Here is a 23195-nt window from a genome sequence, read left to right on the forward strand (position 1 = left end):
AAATACACGGAGGTGTGTTTGTAGGGGAGGGGACTGCCGTTACGGTAATACTCAATGATCAAGAGTGTATAATTTTTAACCGGTAATCACAAGCGAGTTCGGTCAACAGCTCATCATGGGTGATAATGACAACGGTTTTTCCCGCTTGTGCAAGCGCATCAACCCACTGCACCATACTTAAAAGCCCTTCGCCGTCCATACCGCTGGTCGGCTCATCGAACACAAAGAGCTGCGCTTCCGAGCAATACGCCGCGGCAATTACCACCCGCTGTTTTTCTCCGCCGGATAGCGACGCAGGATGCCGGTTCCGTACCGCCTGCAAGCGGAACAGCTCAAGTGCTTTTTCCGCGTGCTCTTTTACGCTTTGAGACAGCTTTCGTCCCAGCAGCAGCTCATTGATGACGCTGTCGGAGTACAGCTGATAATCGGCATCCTGCATCACAAAATAGCTCATTCGCCGCCGCTGTGCACACGAGAGCTTCTGTCCGTGCAGGGTAATGCATCCACTCTGCTGCCGCAACAGTCCGCACAGTATCTTGCACAAGGTAGTTTTACCGGCACCGTTTTTTCCGGTCAGTGCAGTAATACTCCCCTGCGGAAATGTAAGACTGATATTCCGTATACCGCATTCCATTGCCCGACCGGAACCGTCTTCGCCGTGACATTCCGTATACCGTCCATTCCGGTATAAATACGTTACATTCGACACACATAAAGCAGCTCGCGATGCATCCGGCTCTATTTTTGCCGCTTCCGGTAATTTTACAACCGGATCCGGTGTTGACGTTTCTACTGCTGCGGCTCTTCCTTGCGTTTTTTTTAGTACGGCTCTTTCAGCTGCTCCTATCACTTCCGTTGTATGAATGTGATTTGTCCGCAAAGATAAGTCCGCCATACCGGGATAGCGAAATCCGAATTGCCGTAGCTCACCTTCCTGCAAACGGCAAAACTCCTCTGCCGTCCACCGGTGTGCAGCCCTACCGTTTTCGATATGCAAAAATGAATCTGCAATTCCTAAAAATGTGTGCAGCCGGTGCTCACTGATGATAATCGTTGTTCCCCGCTTTTTAATCTCCGCCAAAAGACCGGTAAGAATTTCGATACCGTCCGCATCCAAATTAGAAACAGGTTCGTCTAAGATCAAGATTTGAGGCGATAAAATAAGCGCTGCAGCAATCGCTACCCGTTGTTTTTGCCCTGCCGATAGGGTATCAACGGTTCGGCATAACAGCGGCTCTATGTTAAGAAGTGCAGCCGCTTCTCGTACCTTTTCTTTCACGTACATCGGCTCCAGTCCGATATTCTCTGCGGAAAACGCAATTTCATCCTGCACACTGTTCATAAAAAATTGACTGCGCGGGTCTTGAAACACAACTCCGAACGTCCGCACTCGCTGCTCAGGCGGCATAGACGCAGGTTCTCTCCCGGCAACCAGCACCGAACCATGTAGTGTTCCCTCGTAAAATGCCGGAGCTAAACCATTGATCAGCCTCAACACGGTACTCTTTCCAGCCCCTGATCTTCCGCACAAAACAACGCATTCCCCGTTCCGTATATCGAAGAACATTCCCTCAATGCAAGCATCCTGCCGGTTCCCTACCGCAAGCTCCGCTTCCCCATAACAAAACGATACATCACAAAATGTAATCATAGATATAGCAACCGTATTTTACACAATGGCAATGAGAACCATTGCGGTACCGTATAGTCCAACCGCAAGGTAGTCGTAGACAGATAGCGGAGCGGCATATATGCTGCTTCGTTTTTGAGGAGCGTCCAAACCGCGCAGTTCCGCTGTTGCACCCAATTCTGCCGACAGCTTTAAACAGCGAACGGTAAACGGTACAAAAAAACTTTCATACACAATAACCGGATGACGGACATAATCATGCCAATGCGGAAACAATCCCCGTGCCTTAATCCCCTCCCGAATCGATGCCATCTCTTTCCACAGTACCGGAAAAAAGCGCATCATCATGCAGAGCATAATCGTCACGGACTTAGGAATATGCAGGCTTTGCCAGCTTGCCATCAGCCTACTCGGATTGCTTTTTACAATGGCGGCAGCGAACATCACGAGCGGAATTGATCGGGCAAGGGTATGCAGGATCACATAGAGCAGCGCTGTATGCGGCGCACAGATCCGGGCAAGTACTTGGAGAATAGTATAGAAAAAGCACAAACGCCCTGCCGTTCGCACCTCCTTCACCTGCAGCAGATAACAGCCTGCCAGCAGGCACAGGCAATGCATTTGCCCGATCTGCTCGTAGAAGAACCAAACAGCCGTGGCGCACAGCATAACAGCAAGGTGTGTTCGGGGGTCGAGATTCCGCACTGGCTTTACGCTAACTTTGCTTTTTGAATATGTTTTTTGAAAAACAGCATACCGACCCAAAAACCTGCAGCCGCAAGTGCCGCCGAAATCAAACCGATAAGCAGCATCATATCAAGCGAACCGTAAAAACGAATCAACACTTGCTTGCCTTCTTCGGTATATGAATCACCTAAGCTCTTCAAATACGGCTCTTTAAAAAAGAACAACGGAATTGAACTACCCCAAGCGTACAGCGTCCAATATACCACATAGCCGATACCGTTCCGCACCGGGTTTTTGTAGGTAGTATTACCAAGCATCAAAAGCTCGCAGATGAGACCTACTGCAAGCATCACTGCAGAAAACCATGCCGAACCGAACGCAGCCATCATCAATCCGCAAAAAATTGCCGTTACAAGGAATGTTCCGTGTTTTGCTGTTTTGTTTGACATAACAATGTAGAGCGGTGCGCAGAAAAAAGCCATCACGCCGACGTAAAAAAGGTAATCGAGTGCGGGTGTTGCCGCTATTGTCATAACCATCTTAACGATAACCATAATCACCAGCATCGCAATATTAAAAATCGAAAGCGTGATAATATCCTTTAACCGCAGTCGAGCCGAATCGTTTGTTTTTACTTCCATAGTATTTCCTCCTCTTGAGTTAGCACCTACTAACTTAAGAGAATACTATAGCGGCAATGAACAGCTGTTTTCCACTCCATTCAGTCAAAACCTATCCAAAAAGCCGTGAAAATTGGCCAGGGTAAACGCATCAGGCTGTTTTTTTAATATCCCCGCAGAAAAATTGAGACTATTCGACCGAACTGCCAAGGATGGCAGTGGTTCCATACAGTAGTGATGTTTTGTGCACGCACAAAACTCGCCTTCAACTGATGTACATGGACGTACAACAGTTGAAGATGGTTCAAATGGTCTCACAGTCTCAATTTTTCCGCGATTTTTATCTATTCTGCCTGATGCGTTTACCCCTTTGATGGAAAAATGTGCGAAATTTTATGCAAAATTTCGTACAGAAGAGAGACTTGAGGATAGACCTTCCGTTAGTCTTTTGGAATAGATGGTACAGATGCTAGGAGCGCATAAAAAACCCCCGCAGGCACGACAAAGAATGAACATTCGTGTACATTCTTTGTCTGCGAGTTCACAGTGCGAACTCGATTCCGTTTGAAACCACTGCCATCCTTGGCCGTTTTGATACGTCGAGGATTTTCAAAAGCGGCACGGATGCCGTTGGTTCTAAGCAACAGCGATGTTTTTTTGCTTTGCAAAAAAACTCGCGTGCAAATTTTGACACGGAAGTCAATTCAGAACGGACAAGGATGTCCGTGGTATTAGACAGACGCGATGTTTTGACGTAAGGCAAAACTCGCAGTCAAAAATGTACAAGGATGTACATTTTTGACGTTGCGTTAGGGATTGCAGCGATAGCCTTTTTGCTGCCGAAAGAAGTCAAATGCAGTTTTCGACGTGAGGAGAAACACTGCTGAAATGATACAAACGCAGCAAAAAGCTATAAGCGTAAAGCCCGACGGGAACCGGAACGCCCAAAATAATTATCCATTACAAATTATCAATTATAAATTATTCCGGCGGTATTCCCGCGGAGAACACCCGAATGTATTCTTAAAAGCGGAAGAAAACTTATTCGGATTTTCGTATCCAATTAGGGAGGCGATTTCTGTAATCGATTTTTCCGTAGTGTGTAATAGCTGCGCCGCTTTTTGCATTTTGTATTCTTTTTGAAAAGCATAAATCGGTTTTCCGTATACCGCCTTAAAACAGTCTTTCATTACCGTTAAACCGATGCCGTATTTTTGCGACAAATCTTTTAACCGCGGATTTTCGCTCCAGTGTTCCGTAATATCAGCTTTAATCGCTTTTATCTTTTTTATATATACTCCTGAAAAACAGGTATGTGCCGCAGACTGCTTTTGCGGTTTATAGTGCTGCAATAAAAACAACAGCTCTAAAACTTTCAGCCGCAGGTAGCCGTTTGTTGTATCAGAGGGAAAGCAGCAATCTTGGGATGCTTCATATAATTCATTGAATATACGGAGCAGCATTGGCGGTGTTTTAATAACTGCGCATTTATTGTCGGGACAATAGTTTTGCAGTAGTGCCGCTAGGTCAATGGATATGCCTTCGATAGTATTCTGAAAAACCATACCTGTCTTTTTGACATCGATAATGATTGTACAGCCGGTGTAATATCCTAACGGGAAATAAGGCTTTTCGGTTTGAGCCTCCAAAACACCGACAGCAAAATCACCTTCACCGATATATGTAAAATAACCGCTTTTATATTCGCATTCAAACCTACCTGATTTGCAATAGGCTATTTCCAGAATATTCGGTACCGGCTCTTTTCGGTAATCACATGAGACCGCTTCAAAAGTTGTAAGTGCATAATCAACTCCTGAGAATAAATGAAAGGTTTTCATACGCCCGTTCGGTGTATCGCAGTTGATAGCATATTCCGTTATCAAATTGGTATTAGATACAATAGCGGCGCGTGTTCCGTGCCATTCGGTTGCGTGCGCACAAGAGTTCATATTAAGGTTCCATTATGAGGGTGATACTGTCTAATAAAGATGGATGAAACAAAAATAAGCGAATATCAATACATATCAATGGGTGCGGTAGTCCGACGGCAAGATACCCGTATAGTTTTTAAATTGAGTTGAAAAACTTCCCGCATTTTTGTAGCCGAGCCGGTAAGCAATTTCCGCAACATAGAGATTGCTGTGTGTTAAAAGTTCGCAGGCTTTTTCCATCTTTTTTTGCGTTATGTAGCCGGAGAATGTTTGCCCCGTAACCGCTTTAAACACATATTTGAATTTTGAAACACTCATATATGCTTCGGCTGCCAGTTCGGATAACAAAAAGTTTTGAGATAAATGATCGTTCGCATATTCTGTGATCTTTGCAACGGCACACTTGTCGGAAGCTGCAAGTTTTAGATCATGCATAGAGCGGAACTCTTCCGCTTTCTGCATAATGATTGCAGTCAGCTCATCGATCTTGCTTTTGAAAAAGAGCCGTGAACTAAGTTCACTCCCGTTAAAGCTGCGTATCTTGCTAAATATCGCTGCAATTTCAGGAATTACAACACCATGCGGAAACACCTGTAGATATTTTTTTAAATCAATTCCTTTTATACTGAACTCTTTTTTGAGATATGTTTCGTAATAATCCGGCAGCAGCTGAATACCAATCACCTTTGCCGGAACATTTTTTTTGATGACATATCGATAGGTTCGGTTATCCGGTGCATAAGCGATATACTGCATTCCTGCCGATACATTCCCCTGCGGATAACGCCGATCAGAATCGATGGAATCATACTGCTGTATGCTGATGGAGTCCTCTGCCGGCACGGAATATTCAAAATCCCTGATATATGAATGTTCCGCAATGCATATACTCGCATAGGAATCGAGCTGATATACGGCAGTGTATCCTTTGCCGTAGTCGGATGAGAATTGGTATGTATCAAAACACTCGTTCAGCAGCGCGCTTTTTTTGGTAAGTGTGCTGCCGGTATGTTCTATAAAACTTTGATAACTGTTGGTCAATTTTGATGTTCCTAATATAATCAATTATAAAATTGTACTTCTGCGTTATAGGCATCAGGCACTCTCCAGTGCGTCAAGATTGCGGAATGCCGTTATCGGTATAGGTAATTACAATTCCATCTTTTTCACAAAACACTTTACGACTCATAATAGTCTCCTACGTCCTATATTATACAATATATAGCCGAATAATGCTATGTTATGGAACATTATTTTATTTTAGAAATATTTGTCACTTTTCTATTAACCTGTATAATGCCGGTAAAATAAATTTTCTTCCATACCCTCCTCGCTTTCGCTCCCAGCCAAAAGATATAGCAAAAAGACAATGTTACGATGTTTTGATAGCCTTAGCTAACTTATATAGCTATGATAATACACAGGATTCCGGTATCTGTTAAAAAAGCTCAAGACGAATATTTAGGCATCAAAGATTACCGGCGCCTATATAAAAAGGAAAAAGTTGTACGATATGCAAGAAAACAAAACGGCCGTATTCGATGCGAGAACACTTCTTTTTTTAGATATGTTGATTATGGTTTTTATGCTGATTTCCGGAAAGCCGGAAGTAACGCTCGGCTCTTTTATTGTTGCGGCAGCAGTGCCGGTCATAACGGGATTATACGGCGCCTTAGTGTGCTACGCTATTTTGTTTGCAGTGCTTTTTTCTTATTACCAACTGATTTTTCATTTGAAGCTGCCGGTGTTTCACTACGCGTTTTTTTTCGTTATTGGAATACTCGCTTTTATCGTACAGCGGATTATTCCCTTTATGCTCCAGGGGACGGTAATTAAAAAGCAAAAAAATATTTCGGAAATTACGATGGCGCTCGAACGTATGCGACTACCGAGAGGAATTATTCTCAGTATAGCGGTGATGTTCCGCTATTTTCCTGCAATAAAAGATGACTTTTTTGTTATCATCGATTCGATGAAGCTGAAAGGTTTGTATACGTCAAAACGTTCGGCTATGCTTCATCCGATAAGGACGATGGAATTTATAATTGTGCCGATGCTGTTTAAAAGTCTGCGAACTGCCGAAGAACTTTCCTGCGCAGCACTGATCAAGGGCATTGAAAACACCGGTAAGAAAACATCGTATTTTGATGTCAAGCTCAGATCGATTGACCTTATATTTTCGTTCGCCGCACTCGCAATTCTAACAGCAAGTACAAGCGTAAAATTATTTTGAATGAGAGCCGCGCGTATGATCAATCTGAATGATGTAAGCTACAAATATAACGATGCTACGGCACAGGCAATTCGACACATATCCTTGTCCGTAAAAAAAGGTGAATTGGTTGCTATTACCGGAAAAAGTGGCTGCGGAAAAACAACACTGTTTCGCTGTATGAATGGGCTGTGTCCTCATTTTTATGAAGGAGAAATAACCGGCAGCCTTACGCTAAACGGCAATGCTCTTTCATCGATGCATATATGCGATATATCAGACATTGTGGCATCCGTTTTTCAAAATTCCGAAAGCCAGTTTTTTACTACCGATGTGCTTTCCGATCTTGTGTACCCATGCGAAAATTACGGTATAGAAAAAGAGGAAATACAAGAGCGGCTGCACCGTGTTACAAAACTGTTATCGCTGGAACCGCTTTTGAACAGAAAGCTTTCGGAACTCTCCGGAGGTGAAAAACAAAAGATTGCAATCGCTTCTGTTTTAATGTTGGATACGCGCGTTGTATTGATGGATGAGCCGTCTTCCAATCTTGACTATCGATCCGTTGAATTGCTTACACAAATACTTGCACAGCTAAAATTAAAAGATTACACGATACTCATCATCGAACATCGGCTGCATTATTTGGCGGAACTCTGCGATCGGCTCATCGTAATGGAAAACGGGTCTATAGTACGGGAATATGAAAAAGCTTTGTTACGCACTATCGGTAATGATGAGTTGCACAAACAAGGACTTCGCGGCTTGCATTTATTTCAAAATAACTGCGATACACTGATCTCTCCGCAGCGGCAACATACAGACAAACCGTTGTTGGTACTGCACGATATTCATTTTTCCTATCAAAAAAATGTTGAGGTTTTAAAAGGAATACATCTTTCAATATATCCCGGAGACAAGATCGCTTTAATCGGTAAAAACGGATGCGGAAAAACAACGCTTGGGAAAATCCTTTGCGGATTAAAACGAGAGAAAAGCGGCAATCTCTTATTTGACGGAAGCGCATTCCCTGCAAAGGTACGCAGTAAGACGGTCGGGTATGTGATGCAGAATGTAGACTTTCAGCTTTTCGGGTGCAGTGTATATGATGATTTATTGCTCGGTAACGAAATGCTGCACGACCGGAAAAATCAAATACAAACAGTGCTTGCAAAGATTTGTCTTTCAGAGCTGCAAGAACAACACCCGACCACACTGTCGATGGGACAAAAACAGCGTTTAGTGGTCGCATCATCATTTTTGCAAAATAAGCGGCTTACTATTTTTGACGAACCGACAAGCGGTTTGGATTACGGCAATATGCAAAATGTCTGTGCATTAATCGATTCGATAACAGGCAAGACAAACGCCTCTGTTATTATTACGCATGATTATGAGTTCATTTTGAACACCTGCAATAGAGTTGTTCTTTTGGAAGACGGACGGATAACCGAAGATTTTCAATTGAACGGCTCGATGCAGTTGGAACATATTTTTAAAGAGAGGTTATAAAGGTATGGAAACAAAAAACAATCACTGGAAAATCAGTTACTTTGTTTTAATCGGTTTAATGGCGGCGATTTATGCAGCCGTTATTTATGGGGTCGGAATGCTGACGTCTGTTACTATCCCCGTTATGCACGTGTTTGCGCCCAGTATGACGGGAATTCTCATGGGGCCTATCGTGCTTTTTGTTGTAAAGACTGTCCGGCGATTCGGCGTATTGACGCTGCTTGCCGGTTTGGGCGTTGCGCTTTTTACGCTGACCGGAATGGGAAGTATTAACTGTTTAATTTTTGTCGTCATTATAGGCTTGATAGCTGATGTAATTATCACAAAAACAGGATTCAAAACACTTTCAATCGGTATCGGTCACGGACTGACGCAGGCTGCCTATTTTACCGGAGGCGCGTTTCCCTTCCTTTTCTTTTTGGAACGAGAATTAGCAAAGTGGCAGGAAATGGGAATGAGCCGGGAAGAGATACTTGAATATGTACACTATTTTACCGGAACTTTCGCCGTAATCGGCATCGTATCTGCTATCATTTTCGGTATTGCAGGTATCTATATCGGCAAGCTCATTTTAAAACGGCACTTTAAGGATATGAAGTAGAGGATTGCCAATCATGCGATTTAAGGATTTTGTAAAAGAACATATTCCGGTTTATAGTGTTTCTGTGGCTCTGGCGATTGCTTCCGTGTTTTTCGGGTTGTTGCCGTATTATGCGGTGTACCGGCTGCTGCTGCGTATTGTGCAGGGCTGCAATGGGCGAACGGTGTTGTGGTATGCGCTGTTGATTTTGCTGTCGCTTGCGCTCGAAATATTGATGCACTGTCTTTCAACCGCTCTTTCGCATAAGACGGCGTTTTCTATTTTGAAAAAAGTGCGGCTTTCCATTACGGAAAAAATGATGCGTATGCCGCTGGGCTACATGCAAGCAAAAGGGAGTGGCTACTTTCACAGTCTCTTGATTGACAGCCTCGAGCATCTCGAATATCCGCTTGCGCATGCAATCCCCGAAACGACTTCAAACGTCCTGCTGCCTGTCAGTGTTATCGCATTACTTTTCAGCTTTGATTGGCGGATGGGACTTTCACTATTGGTACCTGCGGGATTGACCTTGCTTTTCTATCTTCCGATGTATATCGGCATTATGAACGAGTTTGCCGCAACCTATTATACAATGCTTGAAACGATGAACGGGCGCGTTATCGAATATATCCGTGGGAATAAAGAAATAAAAATTTTCGGACGGGAAGATGCGGCGCTTTCAAAATATGACACCTCCATTGATGAGTATAAAACCGCAACGCTGCATCTTTATAACAGAATGTATATTGCCGCTTCTCCTTCAATCGTTGTGCTCTCTTCGCTTTTAGCAAGCGTGCTGAGTGTCGGCGGTTTTTTATACTGCACCGGAAGTTTGAGCGCGTACTTGTATTTGTTTTCCGTGTTGGTGTCCGTCGGAATCGGTACGTCTCTTTTAAAGTTCACGGAATTTATGGATAACTTTTACTATATTAAAAATGGTGAGCGCCTTATCGACGAAGTTCTTTCCGCTCCGGAATTGCAGGAACCGGATACAGCCGCCCGCAGCATACCGAGTAATGAAATTGCGCTGCAGCATGTTTCTTTTGCTTATGAAGATGTGCAGGTGCTGCACGATATTTCACTGGTATTCCCTGAAAAAACAAAGACGGCGATTGTCGGTCCTTCCGGTTCCGGCAAAACGACTGTCGCCAATCTTATTGCGCGGTTTTGGGATGTGCGGGAAGGAAGTCTGACCATAGGCGGTGTTGCGTATCGGGATATATCGTTGGATGAACTGATGCGGCGGGTCAGCTATGTAACGCAAGACACCTTTTTATTCAATATGTCTATTTTAGAAAACATACGGCTTGGGAAATCCGATGCGTCTGATGAGGAAGTAATTGAAGCGGCAAAGAAAGCGTATTGTCATGAGTTTATCTGTGCGTTGGAAAACGGTTACGATACAATGGCGGGAGATGACGGAGCGAAATTATCGGGAGGACAGCGGCAGCGGATTATTATTGCGCGTGCAATGCTGCGGAATGCGTCGGTGTTAATTCTTGACGAAGCGACCGCCTATGCGGATATGGAAAATCAGCAAAAGATACAAAAGTCGCTTGAACAATTGTGTAAAGATAAGACACTTATTTTAATTGCTCACCGGCTGTCGACGGTTACCTGCTGCGATCAAATTATCGTGATGAATAACGGAACGGTCGCAGCAACGGGAACACACAGCGAACTTTTAAGAACCTCGCCGCTGTATGCAAAGCTGTGGGACACACACGAGCAAAGCCGCAACTGGAAGCTGGAGAGGGGAAAGGGGAATACGGTATGTTAAAAACGGTAAGGGATTTTATTAAGTTGATTATTTATGCGCTCCGATAAATTTATCACCGTTAAAGTGAATCATGTGTGTCGGATTATCTGCAATGCTTCGGCTGATATTTGATATACGGCATTGGGACTATTAACCGGTCGTGCAGGATCGTCTGGATTATAGAGAACTATTCCTGCTTGTACCATTTGATGAGTACTAAATCTCCTAAATGTTTCGCACGTATTTGGGGCATATATTTTATTATAATATTTTTTTGCAAAGTTCATCATTGGGGTAATACCCATCAACGGATTTTCAGCGTTTTTCCACTCTTTTTCCGGTGTCATATTTAAGAGTGAAAGTAGACAATATGCTGTCCGTTCATTTTGCTGTGCTTTCGGCATTCCAAACAAAGTAAGCAGATTAATTGCCTCTTCAATTTTTTTGTTGTATTTGTTCGTTTAGTTGCATAATGCGATAGACTCCACAAGTGAATCAAAAAGCGGTTGATTCCATTGATTTGATTGTTGCAGCTGTTTTCCCAGCTCTTTTAATTTCTGTAGATTAGGATACGGGATATTTCGTAAATCTGTTGCATTTACTTGGGTATGACCGCTAAATAGTCGAAAATTTCTATCAATATACGTTGAATTAAGCCAACAAATTAAACCGTATGAAATATCCTCAGATAATGAAGTTTTATTTATATGAAAAATATTCAGGTGATTTTCAAATGTAATACCATCAGTTATAAAATCTTGCGGCGTAATAAGTGAAGCAATAATACGCTTGGGTTCTTCTTTTGTTGAAAAGCGCTTTACTGCAACATAAAAACCTTTCGGGAACACTAATTTAGCAACATCTTCAGAATATAAAATTGCATTAGTTTTTTTTGATTGCTTTGGCCATTCAAGACGGAAATGTCGTAAATGAAGAGGATATATCAGAGGGCAAGCTCCGTTTTGATAGTCTTGTAGTAAAATATCCCATTTTCTGAAATCTACAACCGGTCCGGTAGAAACATTGATATGTAAATCTTTCAAAGTTGAATAACTGGAAAATGTTTCCGTATGAATCTTTTTTTCTTCGGGAATATGCAAGTATTTTTCTTTATCAAATGGATTAAGAATTTGAGAGAAATCAGCATCAAATACTTTAAAATCTGCAAACGACTCATCAGTGCAATAAGATACGCTTACTTTTTCTTGCTGTACATTTTTTTGCAGCATAATAATAATATTTTCCTGCAAAACCGCTTCATCCTTAAATGCTTTACTTCGCGACTTAAACAGATGGATATGTTTTATTGCACAGTGTTTCAAAATAAACTCTCGAAAGGGTTTATAATAAACACCATTACAAAAGCTTCTTGGAATAATAGCAACAATATGCCCCAATTCTTCAGTAATTGCAATAGCGGCTCCGATAAAGGCAGTGTATAAATTGACCGTCTCAAGACCAAAAACACGAGCGGCATGACGTTCCATAGAATGAGTTGCTATTTTTTTATAGGGCGGATTCATAATAACATGGGTATATGTCTTGTTTATATTCCATGTGTATTCAAATGCCGTTTTTGTAAGGAAATCTTCGGAAATTATTTCATAATCGGGTTTATTAAAACATGCATATGCTATATTTTTCTCTAATGTTTGCAATACCAATTCATCAATGTCGTACGCAGAAACAGAAATATCCGGCGCTTTCCAGTTTTCCTGCCGAATCCGTTCTAAAAAAGTGCAGGAAAGTGCTCCGATACCAGCTCCGGGATCGAGCAACCGTATTTTTTGATCGGTAACCGGAAATAAAGATGCCATAAAGCGGGCAATCGGATAGGGTGTAAAATATTGCCCTAAACGTGCCTTGTGTTCTATAGCGGTATTTACCGCATGAGTAAGTCTTTCTTCCTCCAGTGTCTCTGCCAGTGCAAACATACTGTGTTATAGCATATTTTGAGATTTTGTGGGAGAGGTATTCTGTTTTGTTAAGCAAAGTTGAGGTAATGACCATTTTTCCTGCTTGTTCTTTTTTAGAGAATATCTATAATGAATATACTAGGGCTTATAAGATGATTGTAGCTAATCTTTAAAAATTGGGATTTGTGTATGATAGATAAGAAGATAAAAGACGGATTTAGCCGTAGTTACAGAGCCTCGATTGATAGAATTGGAAGCCAATCAAGGCAAGTTGCACTGATTGGCGACCAACGGGAGGCTCTCAAGGCAATAGAAACCTGCGAATCCGAGATTGCTGCTGCAAAAGTGGTGACGGTTGCCTGTGCAGAAAAGGAAAAATGATATTGGGTAGCTGGTTATGAATAACGAAATGAAAACGATGGATAAAGACGTCTTTTTGAGAAGTTTTAAAGTGCTTTCAAAACACTCTTTTGATTTGCTTCTTGGTGCGGGAGCATCTGTCTCATCAGGTATACCGTCGGGAAGCGATTTGGTGTGGCACTTCAAACGAGAGATTTTAAATAGTAGCGGAAAAATAAATAACAAACAATTTCATGACTTAAAAATAGAAGACAATAAAAAGATAATTCAAAGTTATTTTGATATGAAAGGCGACAACAACATAACTAATCCATATTCGTATTACTTTGCACAATGTTATCCTGACCCATTAGTAAGAAAAGAATTCTTAACTGGCTTGGTAAGAGACAAAAAACCTTCTATTGGTTTTTTGTGTTTGGCAGCAATGGTTGATCAATGTAAGATCAATACGGTTTGGACAACGAATTTTGATGATTTGATTGAAAAAGCAATAAATGGATTAAATTACACAAGCTGTCAGATAGTATCACCTGAAAACGCAGCTTCTGTTCAAAATTTCAAAGAGGATATTCCTACCGTTGTGAAATTACATGGAGATTTTCGATATGATCCACTACAAAATACAGATGAAGAATTGCAAAAATTAGAGGAAAATTTACATCAATATTTTGTAGACGCATTAACAAAAAGAGGTTTGCTAGTGGTCGGATATTCAGGCAGCGATGAGTCTGTTTTAAAATCACTTGAAAAAGTCTTAGAGAAAAATAATGCTTTCCCCAAAGGCTTGATTTGGTGTATCCCAAAAGGCGTAACACCAAATGAGCGACTAACTCAACTGATTGGAAAGGCCAATACCAAAAATCAACGTTCTGGTTTTGTAATAATCGACAGTTTTGATTATTTTATGCATGAGCTTTATAAAATTTGCGAAGTAACAAATGTTCATATCGATTCAATTGCTAACAAACGTTTTGAAATGCGGCAAGCTTTCAGATTAAACCAGAGTATTTCAAACATCTCTCCTATTTTTTTGAATGCAATTAAAGCAATAAGTTTTCCTAAAAGCACTTTTTTAACTAAAACCAATATTGTAGGAGAAGGTAAATGGAGAAGATTACATGAAATAATTGGTAATTCAAATATCGTTGCCTCTTTTGGAAAAGAAGACTGCTTAAAACTTTTCGGTAACGAACAAGAAATAAAAGATGTTTTAAGAAACCATTTGACTGACGAATTAAAAATTGCGGATATTCCTGAGCATATATTTTTCTATTCCGATTCTTTTTATCTTGGAATGCTCTATGAAATGATTGAAAAGTGTTTAGTTAATGATTACGGATTATCTCTTTATGCAAAAGGTCGGAATATAAGAAGATTTTATTCCGTAAATGATCCCTTGAGCGAAAATGAAATACACGATATTCAACAACGAAACAGAAATTTTAATATCAATCAAAATAATAGCGTTTTTGAGGCATTCGAATTTAAGCTCGAATTTGTAAACAAAGAGCTGTTTTTACTTATTTGCCCAACTATTCACATACAAACAAAATCAGGAGAAGATCCTTATAAAAATGTCCTTCAATTTCTCTCGAATACAATCCTCTCAAATCGTTATAATAAAAAGTATGGGCAAAAATTAAATTTTTGGATAAAAAGATTACAAAATAAAAATAGAGAGTTATCATTTAAACTTGGCGACTTTGAAATTAAATTTTCAGATTATTATTCAACAGCTGCAAAAAAGGGAAAAGATAATATTTATTGCTTTGACAATCATATCAAACTTAACGAACCATCGATTTATTATCATTATCAAGATGAATCGAAGCAATCTATCCATCCTATCAGTGGCTTGAAAATATTTGGACCTTTAGGAAGAAGTTTTGAACCGAATAGTAACCATTCTCCGGTTAATCTTGCTATTATAACACCTGATTTTGGATTTGATAAACTTAAAAGACATTTAGAATCGCTATTAGATAGCATAAGCCCTCAATCGGAAAGAGAATATTTGAGAGATTTTCCTGGTTTTTATAACGTATTTAAAAAACATTTGATTATCCCTAATTCGATTCAGAGTGAGTTCGTAATTTCAATTCCCAATAACGAAATAAAATCATTTTCTCCAGTTCAGTTTTACGACTATTTGAAGGGTAAAATAGATAATCTTGCTTTAAAAAATCATGATATAGACTGTGTTGTAATTTATATCCCTGACCAATGGAAATGTTTCCGAGAATTGAAAAACAATAATACATACTATGATTTACATGATTCGCTAAAACTTTTTTGTGTGAAAAGGGGCTTGAAAATACAACTTATAGAAGACAAGTCCATAAATTACCAAGACCAAGCAAAAATACGATGGTGGCTTTCGTTAGGACTATATGTAAAAGCAAATGGATCGCCTTGGAAAATAAAAACATCTAATAAAGAAACTGCTTTTATTGGTTTGGGATATGCAGTAAGACAAAACGCAAAAAATAAAGTTGTTCTTGGGAGCAGTCAAATTTTTGACGCTAACGGGAACGGATTAAAATTTCTATTGCAACCTATTGAAAAACCTATTTTTTATAATAGAAACCCATTTATGAGTAAAGATGATGCGTTTAAATTAATTAGCAACATCAGAAACATTTACCATAAAATAGACCCAACTATAGGATTAAAAAAATTAGTTCTTCATAAAACAACATACTTCACAAGTGAGGAAATGGAGGGTATAAGTCATGCATTAGAGGGGATTGATAATATTGAGCTATTACAGATTCAGCAGTTTAGTAATTGGAGGGCGATAAAGTTGTTAAAAAAACAAAATGCAAACACCCATGATTTTGATGCTTATCCGATAGAACGGGGAACGGTTATACAATTAGATGATTTTAGTTTTTTACTATGGACACATGGACTCGTTCAAAATCAAGAATTGAATGGAAGATACTATCAAGGTAAACGTGGTATCCCAGCCCCATTATTAATTAAGCGTTTCAGAGGAACAGATTCCATAGAAACTGTTGCTAATGATATTTTGAAGCTTACTAAAATGAATTGGAACGGAGCAGAATTATATAAGACTTTACCTGTGACAATTGATTTTTCAAGGCGCCTTTCAGTCATGGGAAAGCAATTAGAAGAGCTTGGAGGCAAGGCGTATGATTTTAGATATTTCATTTAATGTGTTTTATGTTCTGCCTATTGATTAGGTTAAAATGTGAATATAAATCGTTATCGATGGCGACAGTCAAAACATCGAACAAAGTACGGACACAAAAGGCAATTTCTATACGGTGTATTACGATGAAAAGAAATAGAAATTACTCCTACATACATACATATCACTTAAGCGGTATCAAAATAAGAAATCTTCGAGGTCGTCAAAATTCGTTGCAAACCACTATTACTTTAAAGTAATAATCACAAATTCTCTCGGCATATCAAACTTGGTCATAATGCTTGCGATACGATTCATACATGTTGCTGCGGATATATTGGTATGAATAAACAGCATATTACCTTTAAGGTTTGAGATTTTATCCGGGAATAGCCCATCAAATGATTTATATCGGGTGGTTAGGTCTATATTCTTGTCTATGATCGTTTTTAATAAACCCCAGTGTAGAATTACACCTTCGCGATTGAATAAGTCAGTTTGATTATCAAGGATAAATTGGAAATCATATCTGCTATCTTCTTTCATAAATGTGATAAACTTTATAAATACATCTTGCCAAGTAGAGACGTTAAAAACGCTCTCGTTGATTATCATTTTTGCCGGTTTATTCCCCTCTGCCCAATCACCGGCATCGTCATCTATAGGAGAAAAGGTTGTAACATCAGGTTTTTTTCTATCATAGTTAGAAGCTGCTTGATATTGTTGAGGTAATGGGAATGTCTCCAAGAACCAATTAATCATATTTGATTGGTGTTGTTTTATACTATCCTCATTCCAAACATCATTGTTAAGTATTTCCAGTCTATAATATAAAGAAGAGGTGTGCAGTTTGGTTTTCTTATCTTTGAAAGGGCTATTCCCTATTTCACTATTAAACTCTGTTAGAATGAGATTTCCAATATTATGCAAATATTTTTTATATATTTCTTCATAATTATTTCCAAGCATTGTTTTCCACTCATCATTGAGTGTCTGCGGCATAATGTGTTCTATCGTGATTTTAGCATTTCTAAAATCAACCGGGACTTTTGCATTGTGTTCTTCTATTTTTCCCAGAATAAATTTTCCATACGTTTTAAAATCTTCATAAAATTTTGAAATCATCAAGACTTGCCGCATTTCATCATCATTCGGAAGTCTCATTTTATAAAACATACTTGATAATAAATCGATCATTTCAATTTTCTTTTGCACGAGATCATGTATTCGATTGCAGAGAAGTACGATATTTTTATTTTCTCCTTGTGTTAGCCGTGCTATTCGTCTCCGTATTAGATACGTTCTAATGATTTGCAATATCGCTATAAAATTATCATCACTAAATATGATAGTGCTTGTTTGATTTTGATGATAATAAAGCAGTCCAAGGATAAACGGTTTAAATGCTTCGGTCTTTATATCATGAAAAATATTCCTCAACAGTTCCTTTATTTGACTGTCTTTTATTTTATCTGGTGAAATAGTATCAATGATTTCTGCTTGTATAATCCAAGTATAAAGTTTTACATGCTTTACGATGTCGTCAATAAAAGCTTTATGATTAGCATACGATTCTTCGACAAAGTTTTTGAAGTTTGCATAAATTTCTTTTGTGTTATTATCACTTACAACTTTTATAGAAGTAGATTTTTTATACTGTAAAAAATCTCGAAAAAAGTCCGACGTACTACCGGTTAATTGTAGTTCAATTTTTGGATACCAAATTGTTTCATACATGATCGATTGATGCGTACAGTCCATATTGAGCAAGACATAATTTCTGATTAAATCGGATAGAGTGAGCGGTTTTCCTAAAGAATTGAGCGTTTCAAAAATAATTTGTGGGTCTTCACCTTTAAATGGTCTTTCATCTAAGAAAATAACAGCAACATTAAGCCGTTGGATAGCTATAATATATTTTTCCAATGTAATTTCAGGATGTGATATTTTTATATTTGCTATTAGTTTAGTGAATATATCATACGCATTTTTTATTATACCGGGTTTTGCACTTGTTCCATTTATTAATGCACGATAGGCATCCCAATCTTTTGAAACTTGCTTTAATTTGATTTTATCTTGAAAAGATGATGCGTTATTAGTTAAATAAGTATCGGTGATAAAGTCTCTATTTTCTTTGTTTGGTTCATTATCTCGTAAAGCAATCAAAAAGAGCAGTGTCGTGGTTAATCGTTGTTGCCCATCGACAACAATAGACTTATTCACAAATCCTGCTTTTTCTTCTTTTATAACAAGTGTTCCAAAAAAGTGTTCAAGTTTATCGGATTGTGACGTATCAAGCTCGGAATTAATAATCCTGATAATATCGCTAAAATACCTTTCTATTTCTGTTTTGCCCCATGCATAAGCTCTTTGAAATGGAGGAATAAAAAATGAGGTTGCATTTTTCGCTAAAATATCATGAATGGAATGTGTCTCTGTTTGCATAATTGTTTTTCCTTGCGTTTGCGGGTTAGCAAACGCGACGTTTATAAAGTAACATAGCTGTGCGATTATCAAATAAATCCAGACAACTACTAACCTTATATCACAAATGAGCATATCTTACTACTACCCTAAGTTACTTCCCCCACTTATGCTTGCAGTCAAAATATATCGCAGGAAGACAATGTTTCGTTTGTTATACGGACAGCAGACGGGAAAATGATATAGAATTGCAGAAATGGGGGAATCGGTATGTTAAAAACGGTGCAGGATTTTATCAAGTTGATGAGCAGGCAAAAAAGGGAACTGTATGCTTCGCTTGTGTTGAGTTTTTTTGACGGCTGGCTGATTGTGGTTCCTTTGCTGGCAGCGTTTCATATTACCGCGCGGATGCCGGAATTTAATCCTGACGTTGCGGAGGCTTTGACGATGCCGGTAATGATCCGGTATTCGCTGATTATGCTGGCGAGTATTTTTGCCCGCATCGTGCTGCGCTACCTTGTTTCGTATCTGCGGTCGGGCGCGGGGTATAAATGTATGGCGGAAGAGCGCAAAACGTTGGGGAAGGAATTGCGGAAGGTGCCGCTCGGTTTTTTTAATGAAAAGAATTTGGGCGATGTGGTTTCGACGATTACCTCGGACGCGGCGTTTTTAGAAATAGAAGGCATGGGTGTCATTGAAAAAGTTGCAGTCGGCATTCCGGTATTTATCATCGCGCTTATGATCTGTCTTTCATTTGATTACCGTATTTTTTTGCTCGTGCTTGTCTTGCTCATCCCGACATGGTTTGCCTACCGATATCTTGCAACACGGCAGGATGCGCTCAAGCTAAACCGGCAAAAATTGATCGGGCAGGTAACGGAAGATACGATTGAATTTATCAAGGGACTTCCCGTATTGAAATCCTACAATATGACGGAAAAACAATTTTCTAAAACACAAGACGCTTATGAAAGATTGCGCGCATTTTCCGTACGAGGAGAATTTGTTCATATCCCGCCGATGGGCATGTATCAATTATGTTTTCGGCTGATTACGACAGGGATCGTATTTCTTTCCGGACTGTTTCTATTGAACAAGGACTTCATATTTCCGCAAGCCTTTTTATTGATGCTTGCCTCGTTCAGTCTTTTTACCGGCGCCGAAGCGATGGGTATATTCAGTATCTTTGCAAAGATGACGCAGCAGTCCATCGACCGGATGAATCAGATTAAGACGATCCCTAAATTAGAAGATATTTCCGGCACGGAAAAACTTGAGCGGTACGATATTTGTTTTGAGCATGTGGATTTTGCATACAATAAAACGCCGGTATTGCGAGATGTTAGTTTTTGCGTACCGGAAGGAACGACGACGGCTCTGGTCGGACTTTCAGGGAGTGGCAAAACAACGATTACGAATTTGATTGCCCGCTTTTGGGATATCCTGCCCGGACACGGGGAGATCAGCATCGGCGGCAAAGCGGTAAAAACGCTCTCGTACGAAAACTTGTTAAAGAATATCAGTTTTGTATTTCAGGATGTATTTTTGTTTAATGATACCGTGCTGAACAATATCCGTATCGGACGGCCTGATGCAACAATTGAAGAAGTCTGTGAAGCAGCACGGCGTGCAGGATGTGCGGAATTTATTGAAGCGATGGAAGATGGCTACAACACGGTTATCGGTGAGGCGGGAGCACGGCTTTCCGGCGGAGAAAAGCAGCGTATTTCCATTGCGCGGGCGCTTCTCAAGGATGCACCGATTATCCTTTTGGATGAGGTGACGGCAAATGTCGATGCGGAAAATGAGCAGCTAATTCAAACGGCTTTACAGGAACTTTTGAAAAACAAAACAGTGATTATGATTGCACATAAACTTTCTACTATACAGAACGCTGATCAGATTCTCGTGCTGGAAAACGGAACAATCAGTCAGCGCGGCTCTCACGCAGAGCTGATTGCACAAGGGGGACTATACCGGCGGCTGTGGGATATACAATATGAAGCGGAGCAGTGGAGAATGTAGGGGAAAAGAGGTGGAATAGATTAATAATCCCCCGTCATGATGGCTTTCCTTAAAATCCTATTTATTCTTGTCTGACAGCCTTTACCTCTAGATTGAAGTGCTGTAAGTATATCTGCATCGTACCATGAATTTTCCATTGACACATCCGCTTCTTTGTCATACAATGCTAACAAAGTTATCAAGAACAAGAGAGATACTCTAAAAGCTTAAAGTTAGTTTTTGAGGGCGACTACTACACGGATATGGCAAGCGGAACGTACGAAGCAACCCACACAAGAATTTTAGAAAGCGGCAAAGAGATGTTTTTGCGGAATGGTTACGAACGCACGAATCTGCGGGATTTGTGTGGTGCGGCGGGCGTAACGACCGGTGCATTTTACCGTCATTTTAAGGACAAGGAGGCGCTCTTTTCGGCGCTTGTGGAACCTGCCGTCAATAGTATCCAAGATAAATATGAAACGGCTGCGGATGAGTGCTTTCATTGCCTGAGTATGGGAAACACGGAAGACATTTGGGCAATTTCGGCAGAGACGATAGAAGCATTTGTCCGCATCATTTACGCGCATTTTGATGAGTTCAAACTCCTTTTGTGCTGCGCGGATGGCACACCGTATATCGATTTTACTGACCGGCTTGTCGAACGGGAACTGCAAGACACACACCGTATGTACGAATTTTTGGATAAAAAGCATATTAAATACAGCCGGATTGATGGAAAAAAACTGCACATGCTGATCCATTCTTATTTTTCTTGTATTTTTGAAACGGTTTTGCATGATTACACGCAGGATGAAGCGCTTGAAGTTGTGCATACCCTTGCCGAATTTTTTTCTGCCGGCTGGCGGAAGGTTTTGCGAGTGTAATATATTTTTTTTGAAGAAAAGATAACAAAGTGTGCTATCAATGTTATCACAAGAGGTGCTCTAAAAAATACAGATTTTAGAGGTTTCCAATATTTTAATGGAGGTTTGCGTATGCAAAGCAGTAAGTTGTCGGCGAAGGATCTGATAAATATCGGAATCTATACGGCGATGTATTTGGTTATTTTTTTTGTGATCGGGATGATCAACGCGATTCCGGTGCTGTATCCGTTTTTATATGTGATTGTGCCGATTGCGACGGGGATCCCGTTTATGCTGTTTTTGACAAAGGCGGATAAGTTCGGGATGGTCTTTATTATGAGTGTTATTTTAGGCCTGTTTTGGTATCTGATGGGATACACGTATCTTCCGATTATCGGCTATTGCGTGATGGGAGCACTTGCCGATCTAGTACTGAAGGCGGGTAAATACAAGAGTTTTAAGGCGAGTGTGCTTGGCTACTGGCTTTTTTCTTGCGCGATGATAAGCTGTCAGGCGCCGATGTGGCTTTTTGCTGCAACGTATATGGAAAAGGTGCGCAGTTCAATGGGGGATCAATATGTTGAAGGGGTGCAAAAGTTTATGCCGCCGTGGATGGGATTTGCGGCAATCGGTATTCTGTTTGTCTCTTCACTGCTCGGTGCGCTGCTTGGAAGGCGGATGTTGACAAAGCATTTTGAAAGAGCCGGTATTGTATAGGTGCGTATAGATGCTGCCGGTGCTGCATGGTGTTAGATAAGGGTTATATAAAGGATTGTATAATGGAAGATTTTGAGCCGTATAGACCGCCGCGGGCGAAGGGGGTGCACATCGATCCCCGCACCAAGGTGCTGTTTATGTTTTTTCTTGCAACGCTGATTTTTTTTGTGGAAGAGCAGAGTATGCTGAATATGGTGATTGTGCTTATTCCCATTAGTCTGCTTTTTCTGAACCGCCAATACCGGCCGGCGCTGATTTACGGAGGGCTTTTTGCGCTGGCGGCTGCGGTCAAGCTGTCGAACATGGCGGGGAGTTTTCCGTACCTTGCGGCGATGCTGTGGGGGCTTTTAAGCGAGCTGATTTTCCGGTTTTTTCCGGTGTTTATGTTCGGCTACTATATTATCGAATCGACAAAACCGAATGAGTTTATCGCGGCGATGAGCCGGTGGTATGTGCCTGATGCGCTGATTATTCCCATATCCGTTGTGTTCCGTTTTATTCCTACGTTGGGAGAAGAAAACCGTTCAATCGGCAGCGCGATGCGGATGCGGGAGATTGGGCTCGGTACGCCTCGGTTTTGGCGGAACCCTACGATGATGCTGGAGTACCGGCTGATTCCGCTGATGATGTCGATTGCCAAAATCGGAGAGGAGTTATCGGCGGCAGCTTTGACGCGGGGCTTAGGGGGATTGAAAAAGCGGACATGCCTTGTTGAGCTGCACTTTGGCATATACGATGCGGGCATTGCCGTTATCGCGGCTGCGCTGCTTGTCTGTACGGTGTTACGCATCGGGGGATGATTGGGGAGCGACACAGATTA

The 23195-nt window shown here is 40.6% G+C and carries 19 protein-coding genes; 10 read left to right on the top strand and 9 right to left on the bottom strand.

Going from position 1 to position 23195, the window contains the following annotated elements:
* Positions 1-58: 58 nt before the first annotated feature.
* The 5 genes from QI63_RS09880 to QI63_RS09900 all read right to left on the bottom strand — a co-directional run bounded on the left by QI63_RS09880 (position 59) and on the right by QI63_RS09900 (position 5936).
* Positions 59-1651: an ABC transporter ATP-binding protein gene (locus QI63_RS09880; RefSeq protein WP_044015973.1), complete on the bottom strand. Its 1593-nt coding sequence runs from the start codon at positions 1649-1651 to the stop codon at positions 59-61.
* Between the two features lie 18 nt (positions 1652-1669).
* On the bottom strand, positions 1670-2335 hold the full coding sequence (locus QI63_RS09885; protein WP_044015975.1) for an energy-coupling factor transporter transmembrane component T family protein: 666 nt from the start codon (positions 2333-2335) through the stop codon (positions 1670-1672).
* 5 nt (positions 2336-2340) lie between these two features.
* Positions 2341-2958: an MptD family putative ECF transporter S component gene (locus tag QI63_RS09890; RefSeq protein ID WP_044015977.1), complete on the bottom strand. Its 618-nt coding sequence runs from the start codon at positions 2956-2958 to the stop codon at positions 2341-2343.
* Positions 2959-3911: 953 nt separating this feature from the next.
* Positions 3912-4889 (bottom strand): helix-turn-helix domain-containing protein, encoded by a 978-nt coding sequence (locus QI63_RS09895; protein ID WP_044015978.1) that lies wholly within the window; start codon positions 4887-4889, stop codon positions 3912-3914.
* Positions 4890-4964: 75 nt separating this feature from the next.
* Entirely contained in the window at positions 4965-5936 is a 972-nt protein-coding gene (locus QI63_RS09900; RefSeq protein ID WP_235619688.1) for a helix-turn-helix domain-containing protein, read from the bottom strand.
* 448 nt (positions 5937-6384) lie between these two features.
* Here QI63_RS09900 and QI63_RS09905 point away from each other — a divergent pair, with 448 nt between their 5' ends.
* Genes QI63_RS09905 through QI63_RS09920 form a run of 4 tightly spaced genes read left to right on the top strand, consistent with a single transcriptional unit; the run spans position 6385 to position 10955 of the window.
* Entirely contained in the window at positions 6385-7104 is a 720-nt protein-coding gene (locus QI63_RS09905; RefSeq protein WP_044015982.1) for an energy-coupling factor transporter transmembrane component T family protein, read from the top strand.
* A gap of 15 nt (positions 7105-7119) precedes the next feature.
* Entirely contained in the window at positions 7120-8595 is a 1476-nt protein-coding gene (locus QI63_RS09910) for an ABC transporter ATP-binding protein (protein WP_044015984.1), read from the top strand.
* 4 nt (positions 8596-8599) lie between these two features.
* The gene (locus QI63_RS09915; protein ID WP_044015986.1) at positions 8600-9196 is read left to right on the top strand and encodes an MptD family putative ECF transporter S component; all 597 of its coding nucleotides are present in this window, start codon (positions 8600-8602) and stop codon (positions 9194-9196) included.
* A 13-nt stretch (positions 9197-9209) separates the two neighbouring features.
* Positions 9210-10955 carry an ABC transporter ATP-binding protein gene (locus tag QI63_RS09920; RefSeq protein ID WP_044015988.1) on the top strand — a complete coding sequence of 582 codons (1746 nt, stop codon included), beginning with the start codon at positions 9210-9212 and terminating at the stop codon, positions 10953-10955.
* Between the two features lie 68 nt (positions 10956-11023).
* On the opposite strand, the gene QI63_RS09925 is transcribed toward QI63_RS09920, so the two are convergent.
* Positions 11024-11338 carry a hypothetical protein gene (locus QI63_RS09925; protein ID WP_052185538.1) on the bottom strand — a complete coding sequence of 105 codons (315 nt, stop codon included), beginning with the start codon at positions 11336-11338 and terminating at the stop codon, positions 11024-11026.
* A gap of 57 nt (positions 11339-11395) precedes the next feature.
* Positions 11396-12868, bottom strand: a complete 1473-nt coding sequence (locus QI63_RS09930; RefSeq protein WP_044015990.1) for an Eco57I restriction-modification methylase domain-containing protein — start codon at positions 12866-12868, stop codon at positions 11396-11398.
* A 171-nt stretch (positions 12869-13039) separates the two neighbouring features.
* On the opposite strand from QI63_RS09930, the gene QI63_RS09935 reads away from it, so the two are divergent.
* A complete protein-coding gene (locus tag QI63_RS09935; protein ID WP_044015992.1) occupies positions 13040-13231 on the top strand; it encodes a hypothetical protein in 192 nt (63 codons plus the stop codon).
* A 28-nt stretch (positions 13232-13259) separates the two neighbouring features.
* A complete protein-coding gene (locus QI63_RS09940) occupies positions 13260-16388 on the top strand; it encodes an SIR2 family protein (protein ID WP_215904694.1) in 3129 nt (1042 codons plus the stop codon).
* A 222-nt stretch (positions 16389-16610) separates the two neighbouring features.
* Here the strand turns inward: QI63_RS09940 and QI63_RS09945 are convergent, their stop codons facing one another.
* Positions 16611-18812: a DUF262 domain-containing protein gene (locus tag QI63_RS09945; protein ID WP_044015996.1), complete on the bottom strand. Its 2202-nt coding sequence runs from the start codon at positions 18810-18812 to the stop codon at positions 16611-16613.
* A gap of 249 nt (positions 18813-19061) precedes the next feature.
* On the opposite strand from QI63_RS09945, the gene QI63_RS09950 reads away from it, so the two are divergent.
* Positions 19062-20816 (top strand): ABC transporter ATP-binding protein, encoded by a 1755-nt coding sequence (locus QI63_RS09950; RefSeq protein ID WP_044015998.1) that lies wholly within the window; start codon positions 19062-19064, stop codon positions 20814-20816.
* A gap of 20 nt (positions 20817-20836) precedes the next feature.
* On the opposite strand, the gene QI63_RS12700 is transcribed toward QI63_RS09950, so the two are convergent.
* Complete coding sequence (locus QI63_RS12700) at positions 20837-20953, bottom strand: BrnA antitoxin family protein (RefSeq protein WP_081984437.1); 117 nt, start codon at positions 20951-20953, stop codon at positions 20837-20839.
* Between the two features lie 105 nt (positions 20954-21058).
* Between QI63_RS12700 and QI63_RS09955 the strand changes: the two genes are divergently transcribed.
* From QI63_RS09955 to QI63_RS09965, 3 genes are all read left to right on the top strand, one after another.
* Positions 21059-21679: a TetR/AcrR family transcriptional regulator gene (locus QI63_RS09955; protein WP_044016000.1), complete on the top strand. Its 621-nt coding sequence runs from the start codon at positions 21059-21061 to the stop codon at positions 21677-21679.
* Positions 21680-21790: 111 nt separating this feature from the next.
* On the top strand, positions 21791-22375 hold the full coding sequence (locus QI63_RS09960) for an MptD family putative ECF transporter S component (RefSeq protein WP_044016003.1): 585 nt from the start codon (positions 21791-21793) through the stop codon (positions 22373-22375).
* 62 nt (positions 22376-22437) lie between these two features.
* Positions 22438-23175, top strand: coding sequence for an energy-coupling factor transporter transmembrane component T (locus QI63_RS09965; RefSeq protein ID WP_044016004.1), 738 nt, complete (start codon positions 22438-22440; stop codon positions 23173-23175).
* Positions 23176-23195 lie beyond the last annotated feature (20 nt).

The sequence above is a fragment of the Treponema sp. OMZ 838 genome (assembly GCF_000775995.1).
GTDB lineage: Bacteria > Spirochaetota > Spirochaetia > Treponematales > Treponemataceae > Treponema.